At 61.2% G+C, this 26,932-nt stretch carries 27 protein-coding genes; 21 read left to right on the top strand and 6 right to left on the bottom strand.

The annotated features are described in order from the left end of the window. Positions 1-215: 215 nt before the first annotated feature. The 4 genes from uvrC to EDE05_RS03450 all read left to right on the top strand — a co-directional run bounded on the left by uvrC (position 216) and on the right by EDE05_RS03450 (position 3,659). Positions 216-2,252, top strand: a complete 2,037-nt coding sequence (gene uvrC, locus EDE05_RS03465; protein WP_134100091.1) for an excinuclease ABC subunit UvrC — start codon at positions 216-218, stop codon at positions 2,250-2,252. A gap of 99 nt (positions 2,253-2,351) precedes the next feature. Continuing rightward, positions 2,352-2,939 (top strand): CDP-diacylglycerol--glycerol-3-phosphate 3-phosphatidyltransferase, encoded by a 588-nt coding sequence (gene pgsA / locus EDE05_RS03460; RefSeq protein WP_112801837.1) that lies wholly within the window; start codon positions 2,352-2,354, stop codon positions 2,937-2,939. Further along, complete coding sequence (moaD, locus tag EDE05_RS03455; protein WP_105375083.1) at positions 2,936-3,193, top strand: molybdopterin converting factor subunit 1; 258 nt, start codon at positions 2,936-2,938, stop codon at positions 3,191-3,193. The genes pgsA and moaD overlap by 4 nt, the downstream gene beginning before the upstream one ends. Positions 3,194-3,197: 4 nt before the next feature. Then, complete coding sequence (locus EDE05_RS03450) at positions 3,198-3,659, top strand: molybdenum cofactor biosynthesis protein MoaE (RefSeq protein ID WP_134100088.1); 462 nt, start codon at positions 3,198-3,200, stop codon at positions 3,657-3,659. Positions 3,660-3,688: 29 nt separating this feature from the next. Here EDE05_RS03450 and EDE05_RS03445 read toward each other — a convergent pair whose 3' ends face one another. Beyond that, on the bottom strand, positions 3,689-4,177 hold the full coding sequence (locus EDE05_RS03445) for a ricin-type beta-trefoil lectin domain protein (RefSeq protein WP_166675425.1): 489 nt from the start codon (positions 4,175-4,177) through the stop codon (positions 3,689-3,691). A 129-nt stretch (positions 4,178-4,306) separates the two neighbouring features. Further along, complete coding sequence (locus tag EDE05_RS03440; protein WP_112801831.1) at positions 4,307-5,203, bottom strand: branched-chain amino acid ABC transporter permease; 897 nt, start codon at positions 5,201-5,203, stop codon at positions 4,307-4,309. A gap of 64 nt (positions 5,204-5,267) precedes the next feature. Here EDE05_RS03440 and EDE05_RS03435 point away from each other — a divergent pair, with 64 nt between their 5' ends. Further along, complete coding sequence (locus EDE05_RS03435; protein WP_132409907.1) at positions 5,268-5,816, top strand: CGNR zinc finger domain-containing protein; 549 nt, start codon at positions 5,268-5,270, stop codon at positions 5,814-5,816. Further along, positions 5,816-6,316, top strand: a complete 501-nt coding sequence (locus tag EDE05_RS03430) for a hypothetical protein (RefSeq protein ID WP_105375087.1) — start codon at positions 5,816-5,818, stop codon at positions 6,314-6,316. The genes EDE05_RS03435 and EDE05_RS03430 overlap by 1 nt, the downstream gene beginning before the upstream one ends. A 74-nt stretch (positions 6,317-6,390) precedes the next feature. On the opposite strand, the gene ndk is transcribed toward EDE05_RS03430, so the two are convergent. Both ndk and EDE05_RS03420 read right to left on the bottom strand, forming a co-directional pair. Then, positions 6,391-6,813: a nucleoside-diphosphate kinase gene (gene ndk, locus EDE05_RS03425; protein ID WP_105375079.1), complete on the bottom strand. Its 423-nt coding sequence runs from the start codon at positions 6,811-6,813 to the stop codon at positions 6,391-6,393. A gap of 81 nt (positions 6,814-6,894) precedes the next feature. Continuing rightward, positions 6,895-7,584 (bottom strand): glutathione S-transferase family protein, encoded by a 690-nt coding sequence (locus EDE05_RS03420; protein ID WP_134100081.1) that lies wholly within the window; start codon positions 7,582-7,584, stop codon positions 6,895-6,897. 226 nt (positions 7,585-7,810) lie between these two features. Between EDE05_RS03420 and EDE05_RS03415 the strand changes: the two genes are divergently transcribed. From EDE05_RS03415 to EDE05_RS03380, 8 genes are all read left to right on the top strand, one after another. After that, complete coding sequence (locus tag EDE05_RS03415; protein WP_166675424.1) at positions 7,811-8,839, top strand: GGDEF domain-containing protein; 1,029 nt, start codon at positions 7,811-7,813, stop codon at positions 8,837-8,839. A gap of 78 nt (positions 8,840-8,917) precedes the next feature. Beyond that, positions 8,918-10,801 carry an ABC-F family ATP-binding cassette domain-containing protein gene (locus EDE05_RS03410; RefSeq protein ID WP_105373652.1) on the top strand — a complete coding sequence of 628 codons (1,884 nt, stop codon included), beginning with the start codon at positions 8,918-8,920 and terminating at the stop codon, positions 10,799-10,801. Positions 10,802-10,859: 58 nt separating this feature from the next. After that, positions 10,860-11,117, top strand: a complete 258-nt coding sequence (locus EDE05_RS03405; RefSeq protein WP_134100075.1) for a type II toxin-antitoxin system VapB family antitoxin — start codon at positions 10,860-10,862, stop codon at positions 11,115-11,117. Continuing rightward, positions 11,117-11,509 (top strand): type II toxin-antitoxin system VapC family toxin, encoded by a 393-nt coding sequence (locus tag EDE05_RS03400; RefSeq protein WP_134100072.1) that lies wholly within the window; start codon positions 11,117-11,119, stop codon positions 11,507-11,509. Before EDE05_RS03405 ends, EDE05_RS03400 begins: the two co-directional genes overlap by 1 nt. 47 nt (positions 11,510-11,556) lie before the next feature. Next, positions 11,557-13,614: a prolyl oligopeptidase family serine peptidase gene (locus tag EDE05_RS03395; protein ID WP_134100069.1), complete on the top strand. Its 2,058-nt coding sequence runs from the start codon at positions 11,557-11,559 to the stop codon at positions 13,612-13,614. Between the two features lie 165 nt (positions 13,615-13,779). Next, positions 13,780-15,138, top strand: coding sequence for a TadE/TadG family type IV pilus assembly protein (locus EDE05_RS03390; protein WP_245505100.1), 1,359 nt, complete (start codon positions 13,780-13,782; stop codon positions 15,136-15,138). Between the two features lie 5 nt (positions 15,139-15,143). Beyond that, complete coding sequence (locus EDE05_RS03385; protein WP_132409919.1) at positions 15,144-15,653, top strand: TadE/TadG family type IV pilus assembly protein; 510 nt, start codon at positions 15,144-15,146, stop codon at positions 15,651-15,653. A 10-nt stretch (positions 15,654-15,663) separates the two neighbouring features. Beyond that, positions 15,664-16,254 carry a TadE/TadG family type IV pilus assembly protein gene (locus EDE05_RS03380; protein ID WP_166675423.1) on the top strand — a complete coding sequence of 197 codons (591 nt, stop codon included), beginning with the start codon at positions 15,664-15,666 and terminating at the stop codon, positions 16,252-16,254. Positions 16,255-16,278: 24 nt separating this feature from the next. Here the strand turns inward: EDE05_RS03380 and EDE05_RS03375 are convergent, their stop codons facing one another. Both EDE05_RS03375 and EDE05_RS03370 read right to left on the bottom strand, forming a co-directional pair. Beyond that, entirely contained in the window at positions 16,279-16,728 is a 450-nt protein-coding gene (locus EDE05_RS03375) for a DNA polymerase III subunit chi (protein ID WP_132409923.1), read from the bottom strand. 45 nt (positions 16,729-16,773) lie between these two features. Next, positions 16,774-18,267, bottom strand: coding sequence for a leucyl aminopeptidase (locus EDE05_RS03370; RefSeq protein WP_134100063.1), 1,494 nt, complete (start codon positions 18,265-18,267; stop codon positions 16,774-16,776). Between the two features lie 251 nt (positions 18,268-18,518). Between EDE05_RS03370 and EDE05_RS03365 the strand changes: the two genes are divergently transcribed. The 7 genes from EDE05_RS03365 to rsmA all read left to right on the top strand — a co-directional run bounded on the left by EDE05_RS03365 (position 18,519) and on the right by rsmA (position 26,929). Next, positions 18,519-19,310, top strand: coding sequence for a phosphatase PAP2 family protein (locus tag EDE05_RS03365; RefSeq protein ID WP_134100060.1), 792 nt, complete (start codon positions 18,519-18,521; stop codon positions 19,308-19,310). Between the two features lie 90 nt (positions 19,311-19,400). Continuing rightward, positions 19,401-20,573 (top strand): LPS export ABC transporter permease LptF, encoded by a 1,173-nt coding sequence (gene lptF, locus EDE05_RS03360; RefSeq protein WP_132409927.1) that lies wholly within the window; start codon positions 19,401-19,403, stop codon positions 20,571-20,573. Beyond that, the gene (lptG, locus tag EDE05_RS03355; RefSeq protein ID WP_112802247.1) at positions 20,573-21,661 is read left to right on the top strand and encodes an LPS export ABC transporter permease LptG; all 1,089 of its coding nucleotides are present in this window, start codon (positions 20,573-20,575) and stop codon (positions 21,659-21,661) included. Before lptF ends, lptG begins: the two co-directional genes overlap by 1 nt. Continuing rightward, positions 21,661-23,985, top strand: coding sequence for an LPS-assembly protein LptD (locus EDE05_RS03350; RefSeq protein WP_134100057.1), 2,325 nt, complete (start codon positions 21,661-21,663; stop codon positions 23,983-23,985). The genes lptG and EDE05_RS03350 overlap by 1 nt, the downstream gene beginning before the upstream one ends. A gap of 130 nt (positions 23,986-24,115) precedes the next feature. Next, positions 24,116-25,057, top strand: coding sequence for a SurA N-terminal domain-containing protein (locus EDE05_RS03345; protein ID WP_134100054.1), 942 nt, complete (start codon positions 24,116-24,118; stop codon positions 25,055-25,057). A 25-nt stretch (positions 25,058-25,082) separates the two neighbouring features. Then, complete coding sequence (pdxA, locus tag EDE05_RS03340; protein WP_134100051.1) at positions 25,083-26,096, top strand: 4-hydroxythreonine-4-phosphate dehydrogenase PdxA; 1,014 nt, start codon at positions 25,083-25,085, stop codon at positions 26,094-26,096. Next, positions 26,096-26,929 (top strand): 16S rRNA (adenine(1518)-N(6)/adenine(1519)-N(6))-dimethyltransferase RsmA, encoded by an 834-nt coding sequence (gene rsmA / locus EDE05_RS03335; RefSeq protein WP_134100048.1) that lies wholly within the window; start codon positions 26,096-26,098, stop codon positions 26,927-26,929. The genes pdxA and rsmA overlap by 1 nt, the downstream gene beginning before the upstream one ends. Positions 26,930-26,932 lie beyond the last annotated feature (3 nt).

Here is a 26,932-nt window from a genome sequence, read left to right as displayed (position 1 = left end):
CCCCTCCGGCGCGCCCGTGGCTACGGCCACAAATGCCCGGAGAGCGTTCTTCACTTTCCAAACAGGAGGCGATTTACTATCTCTGCCTTGGGACCCGATGTCAGGCCAGCCCATTCGCCCGCAAAACTTTGACAAGCTGCCAATCACGGGCTCATGGTTCGAATCGGCGATGGCCAGCGACCGGCTCCGTTCCGGCATCTGGCGGAGACTTTGGAATGAATGGAACGAAGCTGCCGGATGGCGGCGTTCTTTATGACGAAACGGAAGAGGATGACGACGACGCTCCGATGAGCGAGCCCGTCGAAGGGATCGTCGCGTCGGTCGACTGGAACGAAGCGCCCAAGAACGAGAGCGGCCTGAAGGGTGCCGAGCTGATCGCCGAATTCGTCAAGCACCTGCCCAACGCGCCCGGCGTCTACCGGATGTTCAACGAAGCGGCCGACGTGCTCTATGTCGGCAAGGCGCGCAGCCTCAAGAAACGCGTCGGCAACTATGCCCAGGGCCGCGTCCATTCCAACCGCATCGCCCGCATGGTGCGCGAGACGACGCATATGGAATTCGTCACGACGCGGACGGAAACCGAGGCACTGCTGCTCGAGGCGAACCTGATCAAGCGCCTGCGCCCGCGCTTCAACGTGCTTCTGCGTGACGACAAGTCTTTTCCCTATATTCTGATCACCGGCGATCACCGGGCACCGGCGATCTTCAAACATCGGGGCGCGCGTGCCCGCAAGGGCGATTATTTCGGCCCGTTTGCCTCGGCTGCAGCCGTCGGCCGCACGATCAACTCACTGCAGCGCGCCTTCCTGTTGCGCACCTGCACCGACAGCGTCTTCGAAACCCGCACCCGTCCTTGCCTGCTTTACCAGATCAAGCGTTGCTCCGGCCCCTGCACCCACGAGATAAGCGACGAGGGTTATGCCGCGCTCGTCAGCGAGGCGAAGGACTTTCTTTCCGGCAGAAGCCAGAATGTGAAGGCGGCGATTGCCAGCCAGATGGCGGAAGCCTCCGAAGATCTCGATTTCGAGCGCGCGGCGGTCTATCGCGACCGGCTCGCCGCGCTGTCGCATGTCCAGAGCCACCAGGGCATCAATCCGGCCGGCGTCGAGGAGGCGGATGTCTTCGCCATCCATCATGAGGGCGGACTGTCCTGCATCCAGGTCTTCTTTTTCCGCACCGGCCAGAACTGGGGCAACCGCGCCTATTTCCCGAAGGCCGACCCGCAGCTTTCTCCCGCGGAAGTGCTCAATGCCTTTCTCGCGCAGTTCTACGACGACAAACCGGTGCCGCGGCAGATCCTGCTTTCCGAGACCGTGGAGGAACAGGAACTGCTCGCGATGGCCTTCTGCGAAAAGGCCGGCCACAAGGTGGTGATCTCGGTGCCGCAGCGCGGCGAAAAGAGGGACCTCGTCGATCACGTTCTGGCGAATGCCCGCGAGGCGCATGGCCGCAAGCTCGCCGAGACGGCTTCGCAGGCGCGGCTTCTTGCCGGCTTTGCCGAAACTTTCGCCCTTCCCTACACTCCGCGCCGGGTCGAGATCTACGACAACTCCCACATCATGGGCACCAATGCGGTAGGCGGCATGGTGGTGGCGGGGCCGGAAGGCTTCGTGAAGAACCAGTACCGCAAGTTCAACATCAAATCGACCGATATCACCCCCGGCGACGACTTCGGTATGATGCGGGAGGTGATGACGCGCCGGTTTTCGCGCCTCATCAAGGAAGAGGGCCTCCCCGACCGCAGCGGATCGGCGGCCACAGCCGAAGATGCCGCAGATGCCGCCTTCCCCGCTTGGCCGGATGTGATCCTCATCGACGGCGGACAGGGACAGATGACCGCCGTCCGCTCCATTCTCGACGAACTCGGCATTCGGGATGTCGTAACGGCGATCGGTGTTGCAAAGGGCGTCGACCGCGAGGCCGGCCGCGAACGTTTCTTCGTGGACGGAAAGAGCGACTTTTCGCTGCCGCCGCGCGATCCGGTGCTTTATTTCATCCAGCGGATGCGCGACGAGGCGCACCGCTTCGCGATCGGCTCGCATCGAGCCCGCCGCAAGAAGGAGATGGTCCGCAATCCCCTGGACGAGATTTCCGGCATCGGACCCGGCCGCAAGCGCAAACTTCTGCAGCATTTCGGCACGGCAAAAGCCGTATCCCGCGCTGGCCTTACGGATCTCATGGCGGTGGAGGGTATCTCCGAAGCCGTGGCGAAACAGATCTACAATCACTTTCACGAGAACCGCGCCGGGTAAGCGGCTCTGCCGCAATCCTTTTCAAAAAAGCCGCGAAGGCATGTTGACGGGCGCGGCTTCAGGCATCAACTAGGAACAAATAGAGCTAACAGGTCGTCCATGGCTTCGCGCGCATACAACATCCCCAACCTGCTCACCTATGCGCGCATCGTTGCCGTGCCCGTCATCGTTCTCTGCTTCTTCGTGGAGGGCCGGCTCGAAAGTTCGGATTTCGCCCGCTGGGCGGGCCTGACGATCTTCGTGATCGCTTCCCTCACCGACTATCTCGACGGCTATCTCGCCCGCATCTGGAACCAGACATCCAATATCGGCCGGATGCTGGACCCGATTGCCGACAAGCTTCTCGTCGCCTCCGTGCTGCTCCTGATGGCTGCGGACGGGACGATTGCCGGCTGGTCGCTCTGGGCGGCGATCACCATTCTGTGCCGCGAAATCCTCGTCTCCGGCCTGCGCGAATATCTCGCGGCACTGAAGGTGTCGGTACCGGTGACGCGCATCGCCAAGTGGAAAACGACCATCCAGATGGTGGCGATCGCCTTTCTGCTTGCCGGCCCCGCCGGCGACAAGATCATGCCCTATATTACCGAAATCGGCATCGCGCTTCTGTGGATTGCGGCGATCCTCACCTTTTACACGGGCTACGACTACTTCAAGGCCGGCCTGAAACATCTGGTTGACGAAGAATGAGCACCAAACTCGTCTATTTCGCCTGGGTGCGCGAACGGATCGGCAAGCCGGAAGAGGAAATCACCATTCCGGAAAATGTCGTCACCGTGCGCGACTTGCTGAATCATCTGAAGGGCTTGGGCGAGGAATACGAGAACGCGCTTCAATATCCGGAGGTGATTCGGGTGGCGATCGACCAGGAGCATGTCGAGCATTCGGAAAAGATCGCCGGCGCGCGGGAAATCGGCATTTTCCCGCCGATGACCGGAGGGTGAAACCGTGACAGTCGAACCGCGGATCCAGGTGCAGAGCCAGGACTTCGACCTCCGATCCGAGGTGGAAATCCTGACTGCCGGCCGCAGGGACATCGGCGCGATGGTTACCTTCAGCGGTCTCTGCCGCGACGAGCAGGGCATGCTTTCCGCGCTTGAGCTTGAGCATTATCCCGGCATGGCGGAGGCCGAAATGCGCCGTATCGCCGAGATCGCCATCGAACGCTTCTCGCTCCTGGGGCTCACTGCCATCCACCGCTACGGAAAAATCACGCCGGGCGAGAATATCGTGCTGGTGGTCGCGGCAGCGCCTCATCGTCAGGCTGCCTTCGACGGCGCCAGCTTCATGATGGATTTCCTGAAGACCTCCGCCCCGTTCTGGAAGAAGGAGCATGCGGCAGACGGCACGGCCCGCGACTGGGTATCCGCCAAGGATGCGGATGACAGAGCGCGGGACAAGTGGATGTAGCCGCCGGGCCAACCAGTCCTGTTGTTTTCCTAAGGCCGCACCTGCCACAGCTGGCCGGAGTAGTTGGCGCAGGGAACCATGTGCGCCAGATTGTCCGCCATTCCGCCGTTGACGATATCAAGGCACATTCCTTCGCCCAGAAATTGCGTCGTCAGCCTGATGTCGTTGCCATCTCCGCGCATATGCCAGAACTGGCCGGAATAGTGGCCGCAAGGCCGCATTTCCACAAAATGGTTGCGGTCACCACCATTGATCACGTCGAGGCACATCCCGTTGCCGGTCTGCTCGTTGCGCAATCGCAGCCAGTTGCCTTCCGACGAGATCATCCACCGCTGGCCCGGATTGCCATCGCGCGAGGTCAACTGCCCCAATCCCGCGAAAGGACCATCGGTCACAGCCTCGAGCGCCATGCCGGACCCTCTGAACTGGGTAGTCAATTCAACGGACTGCGCCCGAACGGTCGCCGGCAGCAGCATGATTGAAGCCGAGAAAAGCAGGCAAAGAGACTTGCTGAGCATGATCGTATGTCCTGGAGGGTCGGTGGGGAGACTTAGCGGCATGGCGACATTAGCCAAGTGACGATCGAATGGAACTCGCAAAAGCGCTTTTCCCCGAAAGAAGCATGGAAGCCGCTGCAAGCCGTCCGCTCAGGGGATCGCCCTCTCCCGCCTGCTTATCACCAACACGCCCACAAGCACCGAAACGATGAACAGGTCGCGCCAGACGATCGGGCCGTAACCGCTCCAGAGCGTTTCGGCAAAGCCGATGACGGCGGCGCCGGCGGCTGAGCGCAAGGGGTTGGAATGGCCGCCGGCGGCGGCAATCAGCACCACCTTCAGCCCGAACAGCAGGCCTGCGCCAAAATCCATCGTGCCGTAATGGGAAGTCGCGAGCACCCCGCAGACAGAGGCATAGAGTGCCGCCGCCACATAGGAGATGACGAAGACCAACGAGGAATTGGTGCCGGAGAGCTCTGCCGCCAGCGGATCGTCTGCGACCGCCCGCCAGACACGGCCCCAGCGGGTATTGGCGAGCACAAGATAGCCGGAGGTGATCATCATCAGCATTGCCGCGACATTGATGAGCTGGATCAGCGTCAGCGTGACCGGAAATCCGTCCCCGCGCCAGAAAACTAGGGGATTGTTGAGGAAAGGCGGCAGCCAGAGCTCGCGCGTGTTTGCCGCAAGCCTTGCCCCCTCCATCAGCACCATCAGCACGCCAAGCGAGGCGACGATTACCGCGTTCGGCGAAATTCTCGCAAGCGGCCGCATGACGAACCGGCCGGCGATCACCCCTGCTCCGAGACCGCCGGCCAGTGCAGCTGCGGCACCAAGGCCAAGTGCTGCGGGAAAGATCAGCCACAGCTGGTTCCAGCCGAAATGGGCAAATATCAAATAGACATGCCCGGAAAAGGCGAAGATCGCGCCATAGGTGATGTCCGCACGCTTGGTCACGGCAAAGGCAATGGAGTAGCCGAAGGCAAGCGCCGCATAAAGCGCTGCCAACGGCAAGGCATTCGCCAGTTGCTGCAGTAGATAAGCCATCGATCCTTCCCGAACTCGGCCTAATATAACTGGTAAAACGGCTTTCGCCAGTTATAATGATGACATGAGCTTTTCGTGGACCCCGCACCGTTTTGCCGGAGGCGCTCTGGCGCTCGATGTTGCCAACAGCGTCATCCTGCGTTTCGATCCCGCACGTAGTGTCGATCGTTTCGCCGAGCCGGAGCAGATGGACGCCTTTGCGAAGGCAACAGGCGTATTTTCGGCCGAACGCTCCCTGTTCGGTGAGCTTGCACCGGTGCCATCCCGAAACCGGTTGCCCTTCCTAGCCTTGCGGGAGGCCATCGACCGTTATTTTCGCGCCCGTATTCTGGAGAATGACGGATATGGTCTTTTAGCCGATCTTCTCGAAGCGACTGCCGCCGTCCTGCGCCGTGCGGACAAAGGTTCGCTCGAGGCGGCCACCGCGCATTCCGCCCTTCGCCTTCTCGCGGATGGAGAAATCACACGGCTGAAGATCTGCGGCAATTGCGGCTGGCTGTTCGTCGACCGCAGCAAGAACCGCAGCCGCACCTGGTGCGACATGACCGTCTGCGGCAACCGGGCAAAGGCCAGCCGCCACTATCATCGAAAAAAGAAGGAAGCCGCGCCATGATGAGACGGCTGATTGTCTGTAGTCTTGCCGCGCTTCTGCTGACCGCCTGTCAGCGCGAAGCCGAGCAGCAGCTTGCCGAGCTTTCCGGACGGATGTTCGTCTTCAACTACCGCGTGGCGACAGCGAACTATCTGGTGACGCTGAGACGAATTGGCACTCTTCCCGAAGACGGTTCTGTCGAGGCAGAGTTCGAGAATCCGCGAGGCGGAGACCCGTTGACCATCCGGGAGAAACTGTTTCCGAGGATGGACAAGATTTCGCTTGCCAGCCCGCCGATCGAATGTGTCCGGCAGGACCGCCCCTATGCGGTGACAATCCGCATTCTCGACAGCAACGGCACACCGCTCCAGACGATCGAAACCACCGTCACATCGGATGTCGATCAAAGCGTACTGCCCGCAAAACCGCTGGTGGTCGGTCCGGGCTATGATCCGAACCCCGACGTGTTCAAGCCCGATGGCAGCGCTGACTATTCGCCAGTGGCCGATTGTCCGGCCTGAAGATTAAATGAGAGGGGCATGAAAAAGCCGGAGCTTTCGCCCCGGCCCATTTCTCGATCACTGCCTTGCGGCAATCAGCCGACGATTTCGGTTTCGGAGAACCAGTAGGCGATTTCCTGGGCAGCAGTTTCCGGAGCGTCGGAGCCGTGAACCGAGTTTTCGCCGATCGACAGCGCGAAGGTCTTGCGGATGGTGCCTTCGTCAGCGTTGGCCGGGTTGGTGGCACCCATGATTTCGCGGTTCTTGAGGATGGCGTTTTCGCCTTCGAGAACCTGAACGACGGTCGGGCCGGAGGTCATGCCTTCGACGAGCTCGCCAAAGAACGGGCGCTCCTTATGGACGGCGTAGAAGCCCTCGGCTTCGCGCTTGCTCATCCAAACGCGCTTGGAAGCGATGACGCGCAGGCCGTTGTCTTCAAACACCTTGGTGATGGCGCCGGTCAGGTTGCGCTTGGTGGCATCCGGCTTGATCATCGAAAACGTGCGTTCAATCGCCATTGTTGTAATCCTTTGTCTCGAACGGAAAGTGGGCGGTGTTTACCCGCCCCTTTCGCTGGAAACAAGGGGGTTTCGGCAATTTCACGCGGCTGTCACACGCCGCCCGGCCCCTTCATGCAGATCCAGGCAGCGCTCGAACCAGCGTCCGACGGGATCATCGTCCTTGAAGACATCCGTGCCGGCGGTGATGCGCATCCACTGCAGGGCGCCAAAGAGGATGTAGTCCGCAAAGAGCGGTCCGTCGCCGCCGATGAATTCCTGATACTTCAGCGTATGGCGGATCGGCTCGAGCTTTGCCGCGAAAGCGGCGATCTCGGCGGAGCGGCCGGCTTCAAGCTCCTCCAGCGTTTGGCCGAGACGGGCCTCGCGGCTCTGACGGAAATAAACCCGATCGGTCTCGCCCAACATGTCGTGGATGTTCTTCACCGCGATCTTCGTGATCGCCGTATGGATCACCATCTGCGAGAAACCCTCGACAAACCGGGCCAGGGCCTTGCCGCCTTCGCCACCGAACAGAGTCGGACGGTCCGGATAGGTGTCCTCAAGGTAAAGCGCGATATCGAAGCTGTCGCGGATCAGTTCGTTACCGTCCCTCAGGATCGGAACAGTCTTCGAAAATCCGTTCTCGACCTTCGGTATATCGGTAAAAGGCATCGGCTTCTCGATGAACTCCAGGCCCTTGTGATGAAGCGCCAGCACGATCTTCCAGCAATGCGGGGAAAACGGGCGCGTCTCGTCAGCGCCGCAGAGGGAATAAAGAATTCGAGTCATGTCTGGCTCCCTTGTCAAAGATGCGCGGATATTGAAGGCAAAGCCCCAGAGGAATCCAATCAGGAAAATTCATGAATGGCATCACGGAGATAGGCGCACCGCCCACCTCGTCCATTCTCTCTTAACCTTGGGAACAGAGGCCGCACCGTTCTTCAGCAGATGTTAAACGCCACGCGTCATGGCTGGACTTGGTATCGAACAACCCGATCGGATTTTGGGGCAAGATATGACGAGCGAAGTCAGCAAAGCGGTGCGCGACCGAACCCTGCAGGTGGTGAGCCAGCACATGGCGAAGCTGGAGGTCAACGGCCTGCCGCGCAACTACGAACTCTTTCACGAGGCTTTGTCCGGCGGGGACACTGCCCTCTCCCGCGAGGTGCTGGCCCTGCCGCTCGCACCTTCGCAAACGCTGCTCGATGAAATCGGTCTGCGGTATCAACTTCCAGGCTTTGTCGCGCTTGCTCCCGCCAGGTCGCGCGACCACGAGATCAATCTGCTCCGGGAGTTGCGGGAGAAGATGACCAGCGGCGTAACGCAAAAGCAGGGTTTTACGCGCGTGCTGGAAGCCGTCGCCCGCAGCCTTCGCGAAGACAGCAATGCCGGACCGATGGATATCCTCGCCGAGATCGAATACTTAAGCGTTTCCTTGTCGGATGCCGTCGTGGCCGAAACTGAGCTCGAAGCCGTGCTCAAGGCCGGGGTGGATCGCCTGGTCACCTCGGAGCAGAAGACCGCAGCCGCCCGGGCGATTACCCTTAGGGATCGCCTGACCGCGCTGCCGAACCACGCCGCCTTCGCCGAGCGCCTGGAGATGCTCTATGGCGCAGAGGCCGACAAACGCGACGTCGCGCTCTTCCTGGTCACCATCAACGACCTGTCGGACATTGCCCAGACCTATGGCGAGCCGGCTGCCAACCGCATCGTGAGGAAAGCCGCCTCGATTTTCCGCAAGGCGATCAAGAAGAACGACTTCCTCGCCCGCATCGGCAAGGGGGATTTCGCCTTTCTGTTCAAGGATGTCGGTCGCGACAGCATATATCCGATTGCCGAACGCCTCTCTGCTTCCATTGTCGACAACCTCGTCTTTGCGGTGTCCGACAGAGCGACGGCAACGCTGACGCTCTCGATCGGCGTCGCGCTCGCCGGGGACGCCTTCTCGCCGCAGCAACTGCGCCTGCAGGCAACAGCGGCCTTGGAAACTTCGAAGGCGAACGGACGCCCGGCGGTATTCATGCCCGATCAGGCCAGCCAGTAGGCCCCCGCCCGGAACTCGTTTCGGCAGATGTTTGAGGCCGTCTTGCCTTCACCGGCAGTTTCGGCCAAAACCGCCGCCATGATCACGATTACCGACCTTTCCGCCCGCATTGCCGGGCGCCTTCTCCTCGACAATGCCAGCGTAACGCTTCCGGCCGGCGCGAAGGCCGGGCTTGTCGGCCGCAACGGCGCCGGCAAATCGACTCTCTTCCGCGTGATCACCGGCGAGCTTGCGGCCGAAAGCGGTTCGGTGACCATTCCAAGGAATGCCCGTATCGGCCAGGTGGCGCAGGAAGCGCCGGGCACGGAGGACTCGCTGATCTCGATCGTGCTTGCTGCCGACAAGGAGCGCAGCGCGCTTCTCGAGGAAGCCGAGACCGCAACCGATCCGCACCGCATCGCCGAAATCCAGATGCGGCTTGTCGACATCGATGCTCATTCAGCGGAAGCGCGCGCCGCCAGCATTCTTTCCGGCCTCGGCTTCGACCACGAGGCCCAGCACCGCCCTGCCTCCTCCTTCTCCGGCGGCTGGCGCATGCGGGTGGCGCTCGCATCCGTCCTTTTCGCAGAGCCCGACCTTCTGTTGCTCGACGAGCCGACCAACTATCTCGACCTTGAAGGCACGATGTGGCTGGAGGATTATGTCCGGCGGTATCCGCACACCGTCATCATCATCAGCCACGACCGCGACCTTCTGAACAATGCCGTGAACTCGATCGTCCATCTCGACCAGAAGAAGCTCACCTTTTATCGCGGCGGCTACGACCAGTTCGAACGGCAGAAGGCCGAGGCAGACGAGCTGCAGATGAAGGCGAAGGCCAAGAACGAAGCGGCCCGCAAACACCTGCAGAGCTTCATCGACCGGTTCCGCGCCAAGGCTACGAAAGCCCGACAGGCCCAAAGCCGTGTTAAGGCTCTGGAGCGCATGGGCACCGTTGCCGCCGTGGTGGAAGACCATGTTCAGCCGATCATTTTTCCCGAGCCGGAAAAGCAGCCCGCCTCGCCGATCGTGGCGATCAGCAAGGGCGCGGTCGGTTATGCTCCGGGCAAGCCGATCCTGAAGAATATCAGCCTGAGGATCGACAACGACGACCGCATCGCCCTGCTCGGCTCGAACGGCAACGGCAAGTCGACCTTCGCAAAGCTGGTGTCCGGTCGGCTGGAACTCGAAAGCGGCGAAATGAAACTCGCGCCGGGCCTCAAGATCGGCTTCTTCGCCCAGCACCAGCTCGACGATCTCATCCCCAACGAAACGCCCGTCGACCATGTTCGCCGGCTGATGCCGCAGGCGGCGGAAGCCCAGGTGCGCGCGCGTGTCGCCCAGATGGGACTTGCGACCGAAAAAATGAACACGGCCGCCAAGGATCTTTCCGGTGGGGAAAAGGCGCGCCTTCTGATGGGCCTTGCGGCCTTCCACGCGCCGAACCTGCTGATCCTCGACGAACCGACGAACCATCTCGACATCGACAGCCGCCGGGCGCTGATCGAAGCGCTCAACGATTACAACGGCGCCGTCATCCTGATTTCCCACGACCGCCATCTGATCGAGGCGACCGTCGACCGCCTCTGGCTGGTCAACGAAGGCACCGTCAAAACCTTCGATGGCGACCTTGAGGAATACCGCGACCTGATCATCTCTGCGGGGCGAAAGAAAGACGAGAAGGCGCAGACAGCAGACGAGCCCGCCTCCAAGGCCGATCAACGCAAGGTCAATGCCGAGAAGCGCGCCTCGCTTGCCCCGCTCAGAAAAAAGATCAACGAAATCGAATCCTTGACAGGAAAGCTCGAGAAACAGATTCAGGCTCTTGATAAAGAGCTTGCGGATCCCGCACTCTACGAGAAGGCGCCGGCCAAGGCAGCGCAGAAAGCCAAGGAGCGCGGCGAGGCCGCAGCCAAGCTCGCCGCCGCGGAGGAGGAATGGCTGATGCTGTCGTCGGAATACGAAGAGGCGATGGCGGGCTGAACCTTGTCCGCCTCGTGAATATACACTACCTTCCGATGTATATTCACGAGGTGCCGCGATGCCCCTTTACGTCCGGGACGAACGCGTCAACGAACTGGCCGAGCAGGCCCGTAGAATCCTCAACGCGCCCACCAAGACGGATGCGATCCGACAAGCGCTGCAGCCCGTGGTGGAAACGGCCGAAGCGTCGAATACCTCGGAGAAGCCGTCGCTTCGCGAGCGGCTGAAGGCAATCCAGGACGAAGTGAAAAGGCTCGGAAAACCGAATCCGGATTTCGATGACAAAGCCCTCCTCGACGAGATGTGGGAAATCTGATGTTTCTGGATACGTCGGCGATCTTCGAAATCCTGCTTAGCGATCCAAAATCAGACGATTTGATCCGGCGACTGGAGGCATCCGACGGCCCGCGATCGACAGGGCCCACCGTGGTGTATGAGGCTGCCGTCGTGCTGTCAGGGAAAGAAAACCTGTCCGTTCCGGAATCCGAGCGGCTTGTCCGCTCATTGTTATCTGAACTGAACGTCACGGTCCTGCCGGCAACGGATCAAATTGCCTCGAAAGCCCTCGACGCATTCGACCGCTACGGCAAGGGCCGTCATCCGGCGAAGCTTAATTTCGGCGATTGCTTCAGGTATGCCGGCGCGAAGGCCGCAGGGGCTGGTCTGCTCTATGTGGGCGACGACTTTACCCTCACGGACCTTGCCTGAGTTGGCGGTCGTTTTTGAAAGCCCATTGAACGTTGAAGAGCTTTGCCATGGATCTTTTTCTCGAAACCGACGATGACCAGAAGACGCTCGCTTTCATCACCGACCGAAACGAGGCGTCCCGCCGGAAACTCTGGACCGCGGAATTTGAAAAGGATCGCGACGCGATCAAGGCGATGATCGAGCGCGACGACCGGCTGATCATCCCGACACGACGCGGCAAGTGGCTCTTCGACTTCCACCGCAGCAAGGACAATCCGCTCGGTGTCTGGCGGCGCCTGCCGGCCGATCAGGAAGCTCGAGCCGACGCGGCCTGGGAGCCCGTCTTCGATCTCGATCACTTCTGCCAGAAAGAGGGCAAGCGCTGGATCTATAACGGAGCGGTCACCTGTCCCTGGGAGCCGACCCGCGTTCTCCTGCAGCTTTCCGACGGAGGCTCCGATCTGCAGCGCCTTCTCGAATTCGACGCGGAAACCAAATCGGTCGTTGACGGCGGTTTCGACACGCCCGGGGTGCGCTCGCATGCGAGCTGGCTCAGCCGCGACGAGATCTGCTATTTCGGCTCCATCGATGACTTTTCCGCGACCCGTTCGGGCTGGCCGCGGGTGGGCCGGCGTCTGAAGCGCGGCCAGACGCCGCGGGACGCGCCGGTCCTCTTTGAAGCGGCCGACAGCGACGTTTACGGCTACGGCTTCGTTATCGACCCGATGTTCTGGAACAGCGCGGCCGGCGAACGGCAGATCGAGATCTTTGCGGCCTGCCATGAGATCGGCAAGCAGAGCATCCATGCCAGGGGTGGCGACGGAAATCTGCGCCGCCTCGACCTGCCGAGCGAGATCGACTTCTCGATCAACCACAATCACGTGCTCTGGCGGGCAAAAACGGACGAACGTTTTCCAATTGGGAGCCTGATCCTGCAACGCTTCACGCCGTTTGGCGACGAGCCACTCGAAAAGCCGGAGCGTATCCTGTTCACACCTGGCGAGGGGCAGTCCGTTTCGCAGTTCTCGCTGCTCACGACCTGGTGCGTCTTCATCGTCAGCGACCGCCTGGAGCCGCGATTCTTCCTCCTCGACCTGACCAAGGCCGATGCCGCGCCGGAGGAGCTTGCTCTCCCGGCTGAAGTGCAGTCGGTCTCCTTCCGGACGCTCGATGCCGATCTCCATCAGGGAGAGGAAGTGCTGCAGGTGATCGGCCAGGGCTTCCTCAAACCTCCCGCCCGCTACATCCTCGACCTTTCGGACCGCGCCAGCAGGGCGACGCTTCGGCAGACCGCGACGGCTCCTGCCTATTTCGACCCAGAGGGAATGCGCTCGGAACTCCTCGAGGCCATATCGGAAGACGGCACCCGGGTGCCTTATCATATCGTCTTTCCGAAAACCTGGGCGAAGGGCGAGCTACCGGTTCTGATGTACGGCTATGGCGGTTTCGAAGCGCCTCTCTCCCCCTATTATTCTGGTGCCAATGGCATCTGGCTCGAACAGGGCGGCGCCTATGTCCAGGCTTACATCCGCGGCGGCGGTGAATTCGGGCCGGACTGGCATCGCGTCGCCAAGCGCACCGGCAGGCACAAGGCATTCGAGGATTTCGTCGCGGTTGCCCGCGATCTCGTCAGGCGCGGCTATACAAAGCCGTCGCGGATCGCCTGCACCGGCGGCAGCAACGGCGGGCTGCTGACTGCGGTCATGCTGACCCGCTATCCGGAAGATTTCGGGGCGGTCTGGACGCGCGTCCCGGTCATCGACATGGCGCGCTTCCATGTGTTTCCTGCCGGCAAGGCCTGGATGGACGAATATGGCAATCCGGACGAACCGGCCGACCTCGACTACATGCTTTCCTACTCGCCGCTGCACCAGGTGAAGGATGCCGGAACGATCGAATACCCGCCCGTCTATATCGAGAGTTCCTCCAATGACGACCGCGTGCATCCCTCGCATGCCCGCCGGTTTGCCAAGCGCCTGGAGGACAGCGGTCATAAGCCGCTTTTCCACGAGTTCGGCTCCGGCGGCCACGGCGGCGCCGGCGATTCCAGCGAACAGGCGGCACGCCCCGCCATGGGCTACAGCTTCCTGCGCCAGACGATCATGGGATCAACCTCATCGGGCTGACGCGCGAAAACGCGATAATTGGCGCGCCGTGCATCCAGACGAACGTACAAACAACATTTAATCTTGGTAAATCTACCCGTCGGCATCGTTCCAATGCGATTAATCGTTGCATTACACTTTGCCGCTATAGTCCGGTTATCTCTTTGTTAATTGATGGTCGGCTTCATGTTGCGTTCGGGCCTGTTTCGTATTTCTTCCCGCCTGCTTGCCGATCGCCAGGGCAATATTGCGATCATGTTCGCCATCGTGCTGGTGCCGCTGATCGCCGCTATCGGCGCGAGCCTCGATTACGTCCGAGCCTATAATACCCGTTCCAAAATGCAGGCCGACCTCGATGCCGCCCTGCTGGGCGCCGTCAGAAGCGTCGGCACGCTGAACGAGATGGCGCTCGAGACGCGGATCAAGGAATGGTTTGCCGCCCAGACCAATCTCGGAAGCGGCGGCTACACGCTTGACGATATCGATATCGATACCTCCAACCACAAGATCACCGCGACCGCCCATGCGTCGGTGGCGACGACCCTGCTCAAGGTCGCGGGCATAAATGATGTTGCCGTCGGCGTTGCCTCGTCAGTGGAAGGTCCCGGCCGCGCCTATCTCAATGTCTATGTCGTTCTCGACAAATCCGCATCCATGCTGCTTGCCGCCACGAGCGCCGGACAGGCGAGCCTAAGGGCCTCTAAGGCTGGCTGTGCGTTTGCCTGCCACACGCCCGAGGGCGGCCCTTTCAATTACAAGAGCAAGAACTATACGAACGTTTATGACCTCTCGGTCGCGATGGGGATCAAGTTGCGGGCCGATGTTTCGGTCGACGCAGTGGATGAAGTGCTCGATCTTATCGATACCGCGGACGCCTCCCATGAACGCATCAAGGTCGGGCTCTACACGATGGGGCAGACCGCAAGCCAGGTGCTGGCGCCGACATTTTCAACCACCAATGCACGGAAGAAGCTCAGCGACAAGACCAGCGGCCTGACCAGCGCGACCTCGGAGGAAGCGACCTATTTCGATTATTCGTTCGCCGCCCTCAAGGCTCTCGTGGGGACGGCGGGGGACGGATCGAGCGAAAGCAACCCTCTGAAGCTGGTGCTGCTTCTGACGGACGGCGTTCAGTCGGAGCGCAACTGGGTGCTGCAGGGAAATTCCGGCATCCGCTTCCCGACCTCCAAGAGCTATCTGCAATCAGCCGTCTCTCCGATCAATTCCGCATGGTGCAATCAGGTGAAGGCGCTCAATGCCACGGTCGGCGTGCTTTATACGGAATACCTGCCGATGCCCTGGGACTGGGGCTACGAGGCAACGCTTGGCAAAACGATGACCAGCAGCGGTTATGCTTCGACCTGGGGAGGCACCATCGTGCCTGGAAAAGGTAACACAAGCCGCACCAATTACATCCCGACCGCGCTTGAACAGTGCGCGACGAGCGGCGACCTCTTCCTGCAGGCAAACTCCGCGGAGGAGATCGAGGCGGGCCTATCGGCACTCTTCAAACAATATCTCTCCAAAGTAAGGCTGACGAGTTAGGCCTCATGAATCGTTTAAAAGCCTTTCTACGCAACGATGACGGGGTGGCGGCGGTCGAGTTTGCGCTGCTGATTTTTCCGTTCCTGCTCTTCCTGTTTTGCATCCTCGACATGGCGCTGATGTTCTTCGTCGACAGCGCGCTCGATTCGGCGCTTCACATGGCGGCTCGCGATGTGCGCGTCGGCATCGCCCATTCCGGGAACTGGGACCTCGACAGATTCAGGAGCGCGGTCTGCGGCAACATGGCACTCGCCTTCGGCTGCGAGGACGAACTGCTGATTACGACGACCACCATGTCGGACTTCTCCTCCATGGCTTTCACATCCGCCGTCAGCGGCGGCGTCCTTTCCGTCACGGAAAGTTTCTCTCCGGGATCGTCGGGGGACTACGTGATGATCCAGGCATTTCTGCCCTGGAGCAGCCTGCTTGCCAAGATCGGCGCGAACGTCAACACGCTTGCCGACGGCAGCTATGTCCTTTCCGCCGCGGCGGTTTTCAGAAACGAACCCTTCTGAGGCGGGCGCGATGGCACAGGCAAGTGGTCAAAAGGACGAACAGCAGGGACCGGGCCGCAAAGGCGTATGGAGCCTGCTCGCCGATCGCGGTGGGCAATCGGCAATCGAATTCACGCTGCTTCTGCCTTTGATGGCTCTGATGTTTGCCGGCACCGTCGACCTCGGCGAAGGTCTCATGGTCCAACGGAAGATCAACCAGATCGCGGAAGTCGCGAGCGACATCGTCGCGCAGGAAGCACGCTGGAATGCGAGCGACCTTCGCACTCTCCTTGAGGGGACCGCAGCCATTCTCACGCCCTTCGACAGCACCGAACTCGACATCCAGGTTGCGATTGTCGATTTTGATGCCGCGGGCAATGCAAGCGTCAACTGGTCTCGCGCCTATCAGGCAGACCAGCTGGCTTCCGGCACGCCGCCGCCATTCGACATACCCGACGACGTCGTCGAGAGCGGCGTCCAGCTGGTGATTGCCAAAGTGGACTACACGATGACCACGCCTTTTACATCGCTATTGTCGAGCATCACCGGCAATACCGAATACAGCTTTGTCGGAAAGGCGATTTCACGGCCGCGCGTGGGCGACAAGATCTCCCTGAAATAGCCAACCGGGAAATAACCAAACCGGTCAGGCTTTCTTGACCCAGCGCCCTTCTTCCGACTGCTGCCAATAGGTCAGCGTGTGGCCCTCGCCCTTCAGCCTTTTCCACTGGGCACGGGCATTTTCGAGCTGTTCGGCGTCATATCCGTCGAACATGAAGACGACGCGCTCGTATGTCTCGACAGGCGGCGGATCGGCGCCGTCGACCACAAACCGCACGCTTGCCCCATTGCCGTTTTCGCTGCCTGCGGTCAAAAGCACGGGCTGCGCGTCAGCCATAGGCGAAACATCGGTCCCGTGCGGCAGGAAACTGTCCTCGCGGAAGCTCCACAGATGCGCGTCGAGAAAATCCCGACGCGCCTCCGCATTAGTCTGCACCACGACCTTCCAGCCGCGTTCGACGCTCTTTTCGAGCAGCGCCGGCAGCGCGTCTTCCAGTTTCGATTCCGTCAGATGATAGAACAGGACCTCGGTCATCACGTTTGAGAACCCATATTTAGTCGAACCGACAAATGTGGGTTCTCAACCCACCTCGTAATGCGCGCGCACCAATTCGTCCAGAAGCCTTACGCCATAACCGGAACCCCAGGACTGGTTGATTTCGTTGGCGGGCGAATTCATCGCCGTCCCGGCGATATCGAGATGAGCCCATGCTGTCTCGCCGACGAACCGCTTCAGAAGCTGAGCGGCCGTGATCGAGCCGGCGTTGCGTCCGCCGGTATTCTTCATGTCCGCGAACTTGGAATCGATCATCTTGTCGTATTCCTTGCCGAGCGGCATGCGCCACAGCTTCTCCCCCGTTACCTCGCCGACCGAAGCAAGCTGGCCGGCAAGCGTGTCGTCGTTGGAAAAAAGCCCCGCATGCTGGTTGCCAAGCGCCACCACGATCGCGCCGGTGAGGGTCGCAAGGTTGATCATGAAACGCGGCTTGAACCGATCCTTGCAATACCAAAGCGCGTCGGCAAGCACGAGGCGGCCTTCCGCGTCGGTATTGATGATCTCGATCGTCTGGCCCGACATGGTGGTGACGATGTCGCCCGGGCGCTGCGCATTGCCGTCAGGCATGTTTTCGACGAGGCCGATGATGCCGACCGCGTTCACCCTGGCCTTGCGGGCCGCCAGCGTGTGCATAAGCCCCGTGACGGCGGCGGCGCCGCCCATGTCGCCCTTCATGTCTTCCATGCCGGCGCCCGGCTTGATGGAAATGCCGCCCGTATCGAAGACCACGCCCTTTCCGACGAAGGCGACTGGCGCATCCTTCGCCTTGCCGCCCTTCCAGTGCATGACGGCGAGCCGCGGCGGCCTGACCGACCCCTGCGCCACGCCGATCAGCGCCCCCATGCCGAGCTTCTTCATCTCCTTCTCGGTGAGGATTTCCACCTCGACACCGAGCTTTTCGAGCTCCTTGGCCCTGTCGGCAAATTCCAGGGGGCCGAGCGCATTCGGCGGCAGATTGACGAGTTCGCGCGCCAGGTTGACGCCGCCGGCGATGGCCTCCGATTCGCCAAAGGCATTCTTTGCGGCGGCGGGATCGCCCGTGACGATCGTGACCTTGACGGTTTTCGGCGCCTTGTCATCGTCATCGTTCTTCTTGGTCTTGTAGGCATCGAAGCTATAGGCGCGCAAAAGCATGCCGAGCGCAAAGCCCGCCGCCCGGGCGCCGCCAACCTCGACACCCGGTACATCGAGGAAGATCACCACCTTGCTCATCGATTTTACGGAAGCGGCCGCAACGCCGCCGGCCTTTAGCCAATCCTGAGCCGTCAGGGCGTCCGCCTTGCCGAGGCCGAGCACGACCAGCCGGTCGGCAGCCGAACCTTGCGGCGCGATGATGTCGAGCGTCGTCATGGCCTTGGCGGAAAACTTCGCGATCTCGGCCGCACGGGCTCCGACGCCGGCGGGATCTGCTTCGGCAACACCCGCCGCAGGCCCGTCGCCGGAAAGCTTCAGCTGGATGACGAGGCCACCGTCGATCTTGGCGGACTTGGCGAAGGAGATATCGAATTTCACGGACATTGCGACTCCAGAAGGCTCTCGGACAGGAAGCCGCGATCATCCCCGTTTCGGGCTCGAACGCAAGGTCGAGAGACCTCAACTCTGCCGTGATGTGCTTGATGCGAGCCGTCCCGGACGCCTTTCGGCACTGGCCCCCGCGCCAAAAAGGCTCTGTTCCTCCGACTGACACCGACGATATCGCCCCGATACCTGTTCAAATCGTCCGTCTCTTGGATTAGGGTCGCGCCGCCCGATCAACCGGATAGGACTGCATGCCCCTCCACTCCCGCACCGCCCCCCATTGGCGAATCGCCACGCGGCGCTTTTTCGCCAGGCCGACGGGCTGGCTTCTGACGTTGATGATCCTCTGGTGGGTGCTGCTCGCGACCTTTTACCTGTTCCCGCAGATCGACCTCGCCGTCGCACATGCCTTCTTCGAGGAAGCGGTCTGCGGTCAGGCCGTGGAACAGGGCCGGGTCTGCGGCAGTTTCCCCTATGGCGCCGAAACCGTCTTCGTGGTGATCCGGCGCATTCTTTTTTATCTGCCGTCGCTCACCGCGATCTACATCCTCTACCGGCTGATCGCCAATCTCCAGCATCACGGAGCGACCTACAGTCCCCGCAAGACGCGGGACTACTCGATCGCATTGATTGCCTTCCTGATCGGGCCCTACGTGCTGGTCAATCTCATCCTGAAACAGATCTCCAACCGGCCCCGCCCCTACGAGACCGATCTCTTCGGCGGCGGGGAGGCGTTCGTCCCGGCCGGAGACTTCCAGGGCGCCTGCGTCGGCAATTGCTCCTTCATTTCCGGGGAAGCCGCCGGCGCCGGCTGGCTGGCCTGCCTGATCGTGCTGCTGCCGAAGCCGCTGCGCCCGGTCCTCGGCCCCCCGCTCATCGCCGTCTCGCTCGTCTCGCCGGCTCTCAGGACCTCGTTCGGCGGCCACTATTTTTCGGACGTTACGCTCGGATGGCTGTCATCCCTGGTGATCTATGCCGGCGTGGCGGCGTGTTTCGAAATGTCACAGCGGCGAGGAAAACAGAATTCGCAAACAAATTTGTGACGCACCCCCTGTCGCAAACGCCGCGCCGATCGCTTAGATAGGCGCAACCGCCGTCTCGCTGCGGCGGCATGCAGGAAGTCCAGGGCAGGAATGAAGCTTCTCGAACGCTACATATTGCGCCGGGTTTTCCAGATGTTTCTGGTGACGCTCTTGCCGGTTCTCACCATCATCTGGACCATCCAGGTGCTTGGACGCATCAATCTGGTCACGGATACGGGCCAGTCGATGGGCTCGTTCGCGACGCTTGCCACTTACATCCTGCCCACCATCATCCCGGTCGTGCTGCCGTTCGCGCTCGTCATCGGCATCACCCAGACGCTGACGGCGATGAACAACGATTCGGAGCTGCCGGTCATCGACGCGGCCGGAGCCACCCGCAGCATCATCTACCGGCCGGTGCTGATGCTGGGCCTTGCGCTCAGCCTGTTCTCCTTCCTCGTCACCAATTTCGTCGAACCGCCGTCGCGGGTGGCCGCGCGTCAGATGGTCGCCGCCGCCTATGCCGACCTGCTCTCCTCGGTGATCGAGGAGAAAACCTTCCGCAGCATCGAAAACGGTCTCTACGTCCAGATTTCCGAGCGCCATTCCGGCCGCGTGTTGAGAGGGCTTTTCGTCGTCGACTACCGCGACCCGAATTTCGACCTCATCTATTACGCCCGCGAGGGATCGATCGACGAAAGCGGCACGTCGCTGACCATGCGGGACGGAGAGGTTCACCGCAAATCCGCCGATGGCCGAATTTCGATCATCAAATTCGTTTCCTACGCCTTCGACCTTTCCGCCATGGCCAAATCGGAAGGCGGTCTGCCGCAATATTCCACCGACCGCAGCCTGGCTTTCCTGCTGAACCCGGATCCAAACGACCCGCTCTACCAGAAATCGCCCGACAGCTACCGCGCCGAACTGCACAGGCGCCTGTCGGATTGGCTGTTCCCGATCACCTTCGCGCTTCTGTCGCTGGTGGTTGCAGGCAATACGCGCTCGCATCGGCAGACGCGCGTGCATCCGATGGTCTATGCGCTCTTCCTTGCCTTTGCCATCCGCTGGCTCGGCTTCTCGGCCACCAATCTCGTGGAACGCCACCCGCTCTACGCACCGGTTCCCTATGCGGTGCCGCTCTTCTTCTCGCTGATCGCGATCTACATGCTGGCGACCAACCGGCATTTTTCGACGCCCGCATTCCTCTCCCGCGGGATGTCGCGCCTGACACGCAATCTGCAGCGCCGTTTTGCGTCCGGCAGAGCGGATGGAGGCGTGGCATGATGATCTTTTCGACGCTCGGGCGGTATTTCTTCCGCCGCTACATCGTGACCGCGCTCTGGTTCCTGCTCGGCGTCAGCGCCATTATTTTCCTGGCGGACTTCAGCGAGACGAGCCGCCGCATGTCCGGCTTTGTCGGTTATACGGTGTCGGCCGGCCTGCTGATGACGGCGATGCGCGTGCCGCTCATTCTGCAGCAGACCATTCCGACCCTTAGTCTCTTCATCGGCATGACCGTGCTGATCGCGCTCAACCGCCGCTACGAACTGGTGGTGACGCGGGCGGCAGGCATATCGGTCTGGCAATTCGTCTCCCCCTTCGTCGCCGGCGCCTTCCTGGTTGGGCTTGCCGTTCTCCTGGTGATCAATCCCCTTGCGGCCTGGGGCCAGCGCGAATCGGCCTCCATGGAGGCGAGCTGGCGAGAGGCGAGCAACCGGGCGCGCGCCTCGGCCTTCGTGCCCTGGATCCGCCAGATCAGCGGCGACGACGATACGATCATTGGCGCCAAGAGCTATCAGGAGCAGGGAACATTCCTGATCGACGTGGTCGTTTTTCGTTTCGACAAGGACGGCCGCGTCACCATGCGGCAGGACGCCAAGACGGCAAAGTTGGAAGATGGTTACTGGCTTCTTAACGAGGTTTTGGAGAACCGGCCGGGCGAAATTCCGGTGCGTCGCGAGACTGCACAGGTTCGCACCAACTTGAAACAGGAATATATCCAGGAAAGCCTGGCGCAGCCGGAAAGCGTTGCGTTTTTTGATCTTTCCAGAAAAATCGAGGTCGGCAAATCTTTCGGCATATCCACAAAGGCGCTCGAGACGCAGTATCACTCGCTGCTGTCGCTCCCCCTGCTGCTCGTCGCCATGACTCTCATTGCTGCAACAGTTTCATTAAAATTCAGTCGCTTCGCCCAGTCCCGCTCCGTGATTCTGGGTGGAATAGTTTCCGGCTTCGTGCTTTATGTCGTAACCGTGCTTGTGAAGGCATTCGGGAGCAGCGGGGCGATTCCTCCCTTCGTGGCGGTCTGGGTTCCAGTCATCGTCGCGACGGCGCTTGGGACGACGATACTGCTTCACCAGGAGGATGGCTAGTGGCGGTCAGTAACCGCAAACATATAAGACGGCTCGCCGCCGCCCTGCTGACAGGTGTGTCTGTATGCGTACTCGGCGTATCCGCAATGCCCGTGCATGCGCAGAATCTGGTGCCCGCTCCTGCGGATGGCGCCAAGCTTCTGCTGCGCGCCAATGAGCTCGTCTATAACCAGGATGCCCAGCAGGTCACCGCCACCGGTGGCGTGCAACTCTATTATAACCGCTATCGGATGGTGGCGCAGCGCGTTCAGTACGACCAGAAAACCGGGCGCGTCATGGCGACCGGCAATATCGAGCTGATTGAGCCCGGCGGAAACCGCGTCTATGCAGACGAACTCGATGTCACGGACGATTTCGGCGAAGGCTTCCTCAATACGCTTCGTGTCGAAACCACCGACAACACCCGGCTTGCCGCCGAAAGCGCGGAGCGCCAGCCAGGTGACCTGATGGTGCTGAACAACACCGTCTACACGGCCTGCCTGCCTTGCGCCAAGCAGCCCGGCAAGGCGCCGCTCTGGCAGGTCAAGGCCGAACGCGTCATCCGCAACGGCCAGACCCACACGATCCGGCTGGAAAACGCCCAGTTCGAGCTGTTCGGCCTGCCGATCGGCAGGCTTCCTTTCGCGATCGAGGTGCCGGACGAGACGGTGGAACGCAAGTCGGGCCTGCTCTTCCCGCAGTTCAGCGCCAGCGACAACCTCGGCGTCGGCGTGGCGGTTCCCTATTATCACGTGTTCTCGCCGAGCATGGACGCGACGATCACCCCCACCTACTATTCCAATCAGGGATTGTTGTTGCAGGGCGAGATTCGCAACAAGTTCGAGACGGGCGAACACACATTCCGGTTCGCCGGCATTCACCAGACGAATCCGGACGCTTTCGATTCCGGCACCAGCGACTATGAGGCTGAAAACCGCTTCATGGTCGCCTCGAAGGCTGAATTCCAGATCAACCCGCGCTGGACCTTCGGCTGGGACGTGATGACCCAGAGCGACAACAACTTTTCCAAGACCTACAAGTTGGAAGGTGTCGATAACGACACGTTTACGAACGATGTCTATCTGACTGGCCTCGGTACGCGGAATTATTTCGATCTGCACGGCTATTACTTCAACGTGCAGGACAAGGCGCCCCGCAACACGCTGGAACAGCAGCAGGCGATCGTCTATCCGTCGCTCGACTACAGCTATTATGCCCCGGAACCGATCCTTGGGGGCGAGCTTTCCATCAATGCCAACCTCACCAACCTCTCCCGCCGGGAGGACGACTGGTACACGGAAGGCACCACCAATCGCTTCCCGGGCCTGGAAGGCAGCTATAGCCGCTTCACGGTGGAAGCCGAGTGGAAGCGCACCTTCAACATGGATGGGCTATTGCTGACGCCGATCCTTGCCGCGCGGGGCGACGGCCTGCGGCATACCGGCTCCGGCACGCCTGCCTTCTACACCGGTGATCTCGAACCGGAAGGCGGCGACAGCCGCTACATGGTCACCGCAGGTCTGGAAGCCCGTTATCCGATCCTGCTGACAACCGAAAACAGCAGCCACGTCATCGAGCCGATCGCGCAGATCTTCGTCCGTCCGGACGAGCAGATGGCCGGCGGACTGCCGAACGAGGACGCGCAGAGTTTCGTCTTCGATGCTACGTCTCTGTTCGAGCGCGACAAGTTCTCCGGCTACGACCGGATCGAAGGCGGTACCCGCGCCAATGTCGGCCTGCGCTATACCGGCACATTCGACAACGGCATCGGCGTAAGGAGCATCGTCGGCCAGTCCTTCCACATATCCGGCCAGAACTCGTTTGCAACGGAGGACCTGGTGCATGCGGGAGCGAACTCCGGACTGGAAACCGATCGTTCGGATTATGTCGCGATGGCCGCGGTCGATCTTCCGCAGGGCTTCACGGTTGGCGTAAATACGCGCTTCGACGAGAAGACCTTTGCCGTCAAACGCACGGATGCGTCCCTCGGTTACACGACGCCCCGCGTGCAGGGCACCCTCGTCTATACGCAGGTCGATCCGCAGCCGGAATACGGCTCGGAAGAAGCGACCGACGTATTGAAGAACTCGATGACCTTCCGGATCAACGAGAACTGGGCGCTTGCCGGCACGGCGACCTGGGATCTGGCGGAGAAGGAGATCATCAAGCGCGGCATCGGCGTCAGCTATGCCGACGAGTGCACGATCTTCACGCTTGCCTATACCGACAAGCCGCAAAGCACTGCCGCCAACGACTGGACAGTCAGCGCGCGCCTGAGCTTCCGTACCCTCGGCGACATCAACATCGGCTCGACGAAGGAATACGATCAGGACTACCGCTATTAACGCGCGATGGTTCTGATCGGCCCCGTCATCGTTTCGCCGCAAGAATTGTGCAAGCGGACGCAAATATAGTAAGAGTAAGGCGAGGCCGACCGGGCAAGCAACCGGTCGGGGCGGGAAAGGAATTGGTATCATGTTTGCAATGACCGCAACGCGCAGACTGGCGCTGGCGGCGGCCGTCCTGGCGGCCTCTATCGTCGTACAGCCGGTTTTCCAGCAGGCACAAGCGGCAAGCGGTATCGCCGCCGTCGTCAACCGGACTCCCATCACCAGCAGCGACGTTTCCCGTCGGGCAGCCTTCCTGCGTCTGCAGCGCCAGAAATCTGATACGAAGACGGCGCGCGAGGCAATGGTGGACGAGATCCTCAAACGCCAGGAAATCGCCCGCAACAGGATGTCGGTCAGCACCGAAGAGGTCGACAAGGCCTTTGAGCGTTTTGCCGCCAGCAACAAGATGAACCCGCAGCAGATGAGCCAGATCCTCGAAAAGGCTGGCGTCGGCGTGGAGCATTTCAAGAATTACATTGCCGTGCAGATGAGCTGGCCGCGCCTGGTCAACTCCCGTTACGGCGGCGCCCGTGGTCGTATGTCGAGCCAGGAACTCGTCACCCGCATGATGGAAAACAAACAGAAGCCGGTCACCACCGAATATTTCCTGCAGCAGGTGATCTTCGTGGTGCCGGCGGCCAAGCGCAACGCCGTTCTCGGCAAGCGCCAGAAGGAAGCAAATGCCGCGCGCGGCAAGTTCCCCGGCTGCGAGCAGTCGAAGGAATTTGCCGCCGGATATCTCGATGTTTCCATCCGCAGCCTCGGACGCGTTCTCGCCCCGGAACTTCCGGAAGAATGGAAACCGCTGATCGAGAAGGCCTCGGGCGGCACCACGGGAACCAGGGTCACCGAACGGGGCGTGGAATTCCTCGCAATCTGCAACCAGCGCCAGGTCTCTGACGACTTTGCAGCCGAAGTGGTCTTCCGGGCGGAGGACCTCGGCAAGGAGCAGAAGTCCGGGCAGAACCCCAACGAGAAGAAGTTCCTCGACGAACTGCGCTCCAAGGCGCAGATCGAATATCGCTGATCCAATCGCCGGTACCGGAGTGCCCATGCCGCTTGATCGTCCGCTTGTACTCACCCAGGGCGATCCGGCCGGCATCGGCCCCGACATCACCCTCGCCGCCTGGGCTTCCCGGGAGCGACACGGCCTGCCGCCCTTCCTGTTCCTCGGCGATCCCGCCGTTTTGAAATCACGGGCGGCACTTCTCGATCTCGATATCCCGATCCGCGAAGCCGACGCGGGCAGTGCATTGTCGGTCTTTGCCGATGCCCTTCCCGTCCTGCCGATCCCGGCTGGCGCCGAGGTCGCCGCGGGCGAACCGCATGTGGCAACGGCCAAGGGCACAATCGCCGCGATCGAACAGGCTGTCTCCCTGTGCTTCGAAGGCAAGGCGGCCGGCACGGTCACAAATCCGATCGCCAAGTCCATTCTCTACCAGTCAGGCTTCGGTTTTCCCGGCCATACCGAATTCCTCGCCCACCTCGCCGAAAAGGCGACGAGCCGGAAGCTGATGCCGGTGATGATGCTGGCCGGACCGAAGCTGCGCGCCATCCCGGTCACCATCCACATTCCCTTGAAGGATGTTCCAGGCGCACTGACCGAGGCATTGATCGAAGAAACCTGCCGGATCGCCCATCACGATCTCATCACACGCTTCGGCATCGCAAAGCCGCGCCTGGCAGTCGCCGGCCTCAATCCGCATGCGGGAGAAGACGGCGCGATCGGACAGGAAGACCAGGATATCATCCATCCGGTGATCTTCAAGCTGCGCGCCGAAGGCCTGCATGTGTTCGGGCCGCTGCCGGCCGATACCATGTTCCACGACGAGGCCCGCGGCCGCTATGACGTCGCGATCTGCATGTATCATGACCAGGCGCTGATCCCGGCCAAGGCGCTGGGCTTCGATACCTCCGTCAACGTGACGCTCGGCCTGCCCTTTATCCGCACCTCTCCCGACCATGGCACCGCCTTCGGCATCGCCGGTCAGGGCGTTGCACGGGAGACAAGCCTTGTCGAAGCCATCAAGCTTGCCGGCGAACTTGCCGCGAGGGCTTCTACCTGATGGCCACACTCGACGGCCTGCCGCCGCTGCGCGACGTGATCCAGCGTCACGGCCTCGATGCGAAGAAAGCGCTTGGGCAGAACTTTCTGCTCGACCTCAACCTCACCCAGAAGATAGCGCGCAGCGCCGGACCGCTCGATGGCGTGACCGTATTCGAGGTCGGCCCCGGACCTGGCGGGCTCACCCGCGCGATCCTCTCCCTCGGCGCCAAAAGGGTGATCGCCGTCGAGCGCGACAGCCGCTGCCTTCCTGCATTGGCAGAAATCGGCAAGCATTATCCGGGCCGGCTGGAAGTGATCGAAGGCGATGCGCTGAAGACGGACTTTTCCGCCCTTGCACCCGAAGGCCCCGTCAAGATCATCGCCAATCTGCCGTACAACGTCGGCACCCAGCTTTTGATCAACTGGCTGCTTCCGGAGAACGGCCAATGGCCACCCTTCTGGGAAAGCCTGACATTGATGTTCCAGAAGGAAGTCGGCCTGCGCATCGTTGCCGATGAAGATGACGACCACTATGGCAGGCTCGGCGTCCTCGCCGGCTGGCGGACCGATTCGCACATGGTCTTCGACGTGCCGCCGCAGGCCTTTACCCCGCCGCCGAAAGTCACCTCGACCGTGGTGCATCTGATACCCCGCACAAATCCCCTTCCCTGCGAAGTCGGCAAGCTGGAACGCGTAACGCAGGCCGCATTCGGCCAGCGCCGCAAGATGCTGCGCCAGAGCCTCAAACCGGTCGGCGGCGAGGCGCTGCTGGTGAAAGCCGGCATCGACCCGGCCCGGCGGGCGGAAACGCTGTCGGTGGAAGAATTCGTACGGTTGGCGAACTCTCTCTAAGCC

The organism is Neorhizobium sp. R1-B, assembly GCF_004368875.1.
Lineage (GTDB): Bacteria > Pseudomonadota > Alphaproteobacteria > Rhizobiales > Rhizobiaceae > Neorhizobium > Neorhizobium huautlense.
Note: the sequence above shows the minus strand (reverse complement) of the source record. Positions and strands in the feature narration are given on the sequence as shown.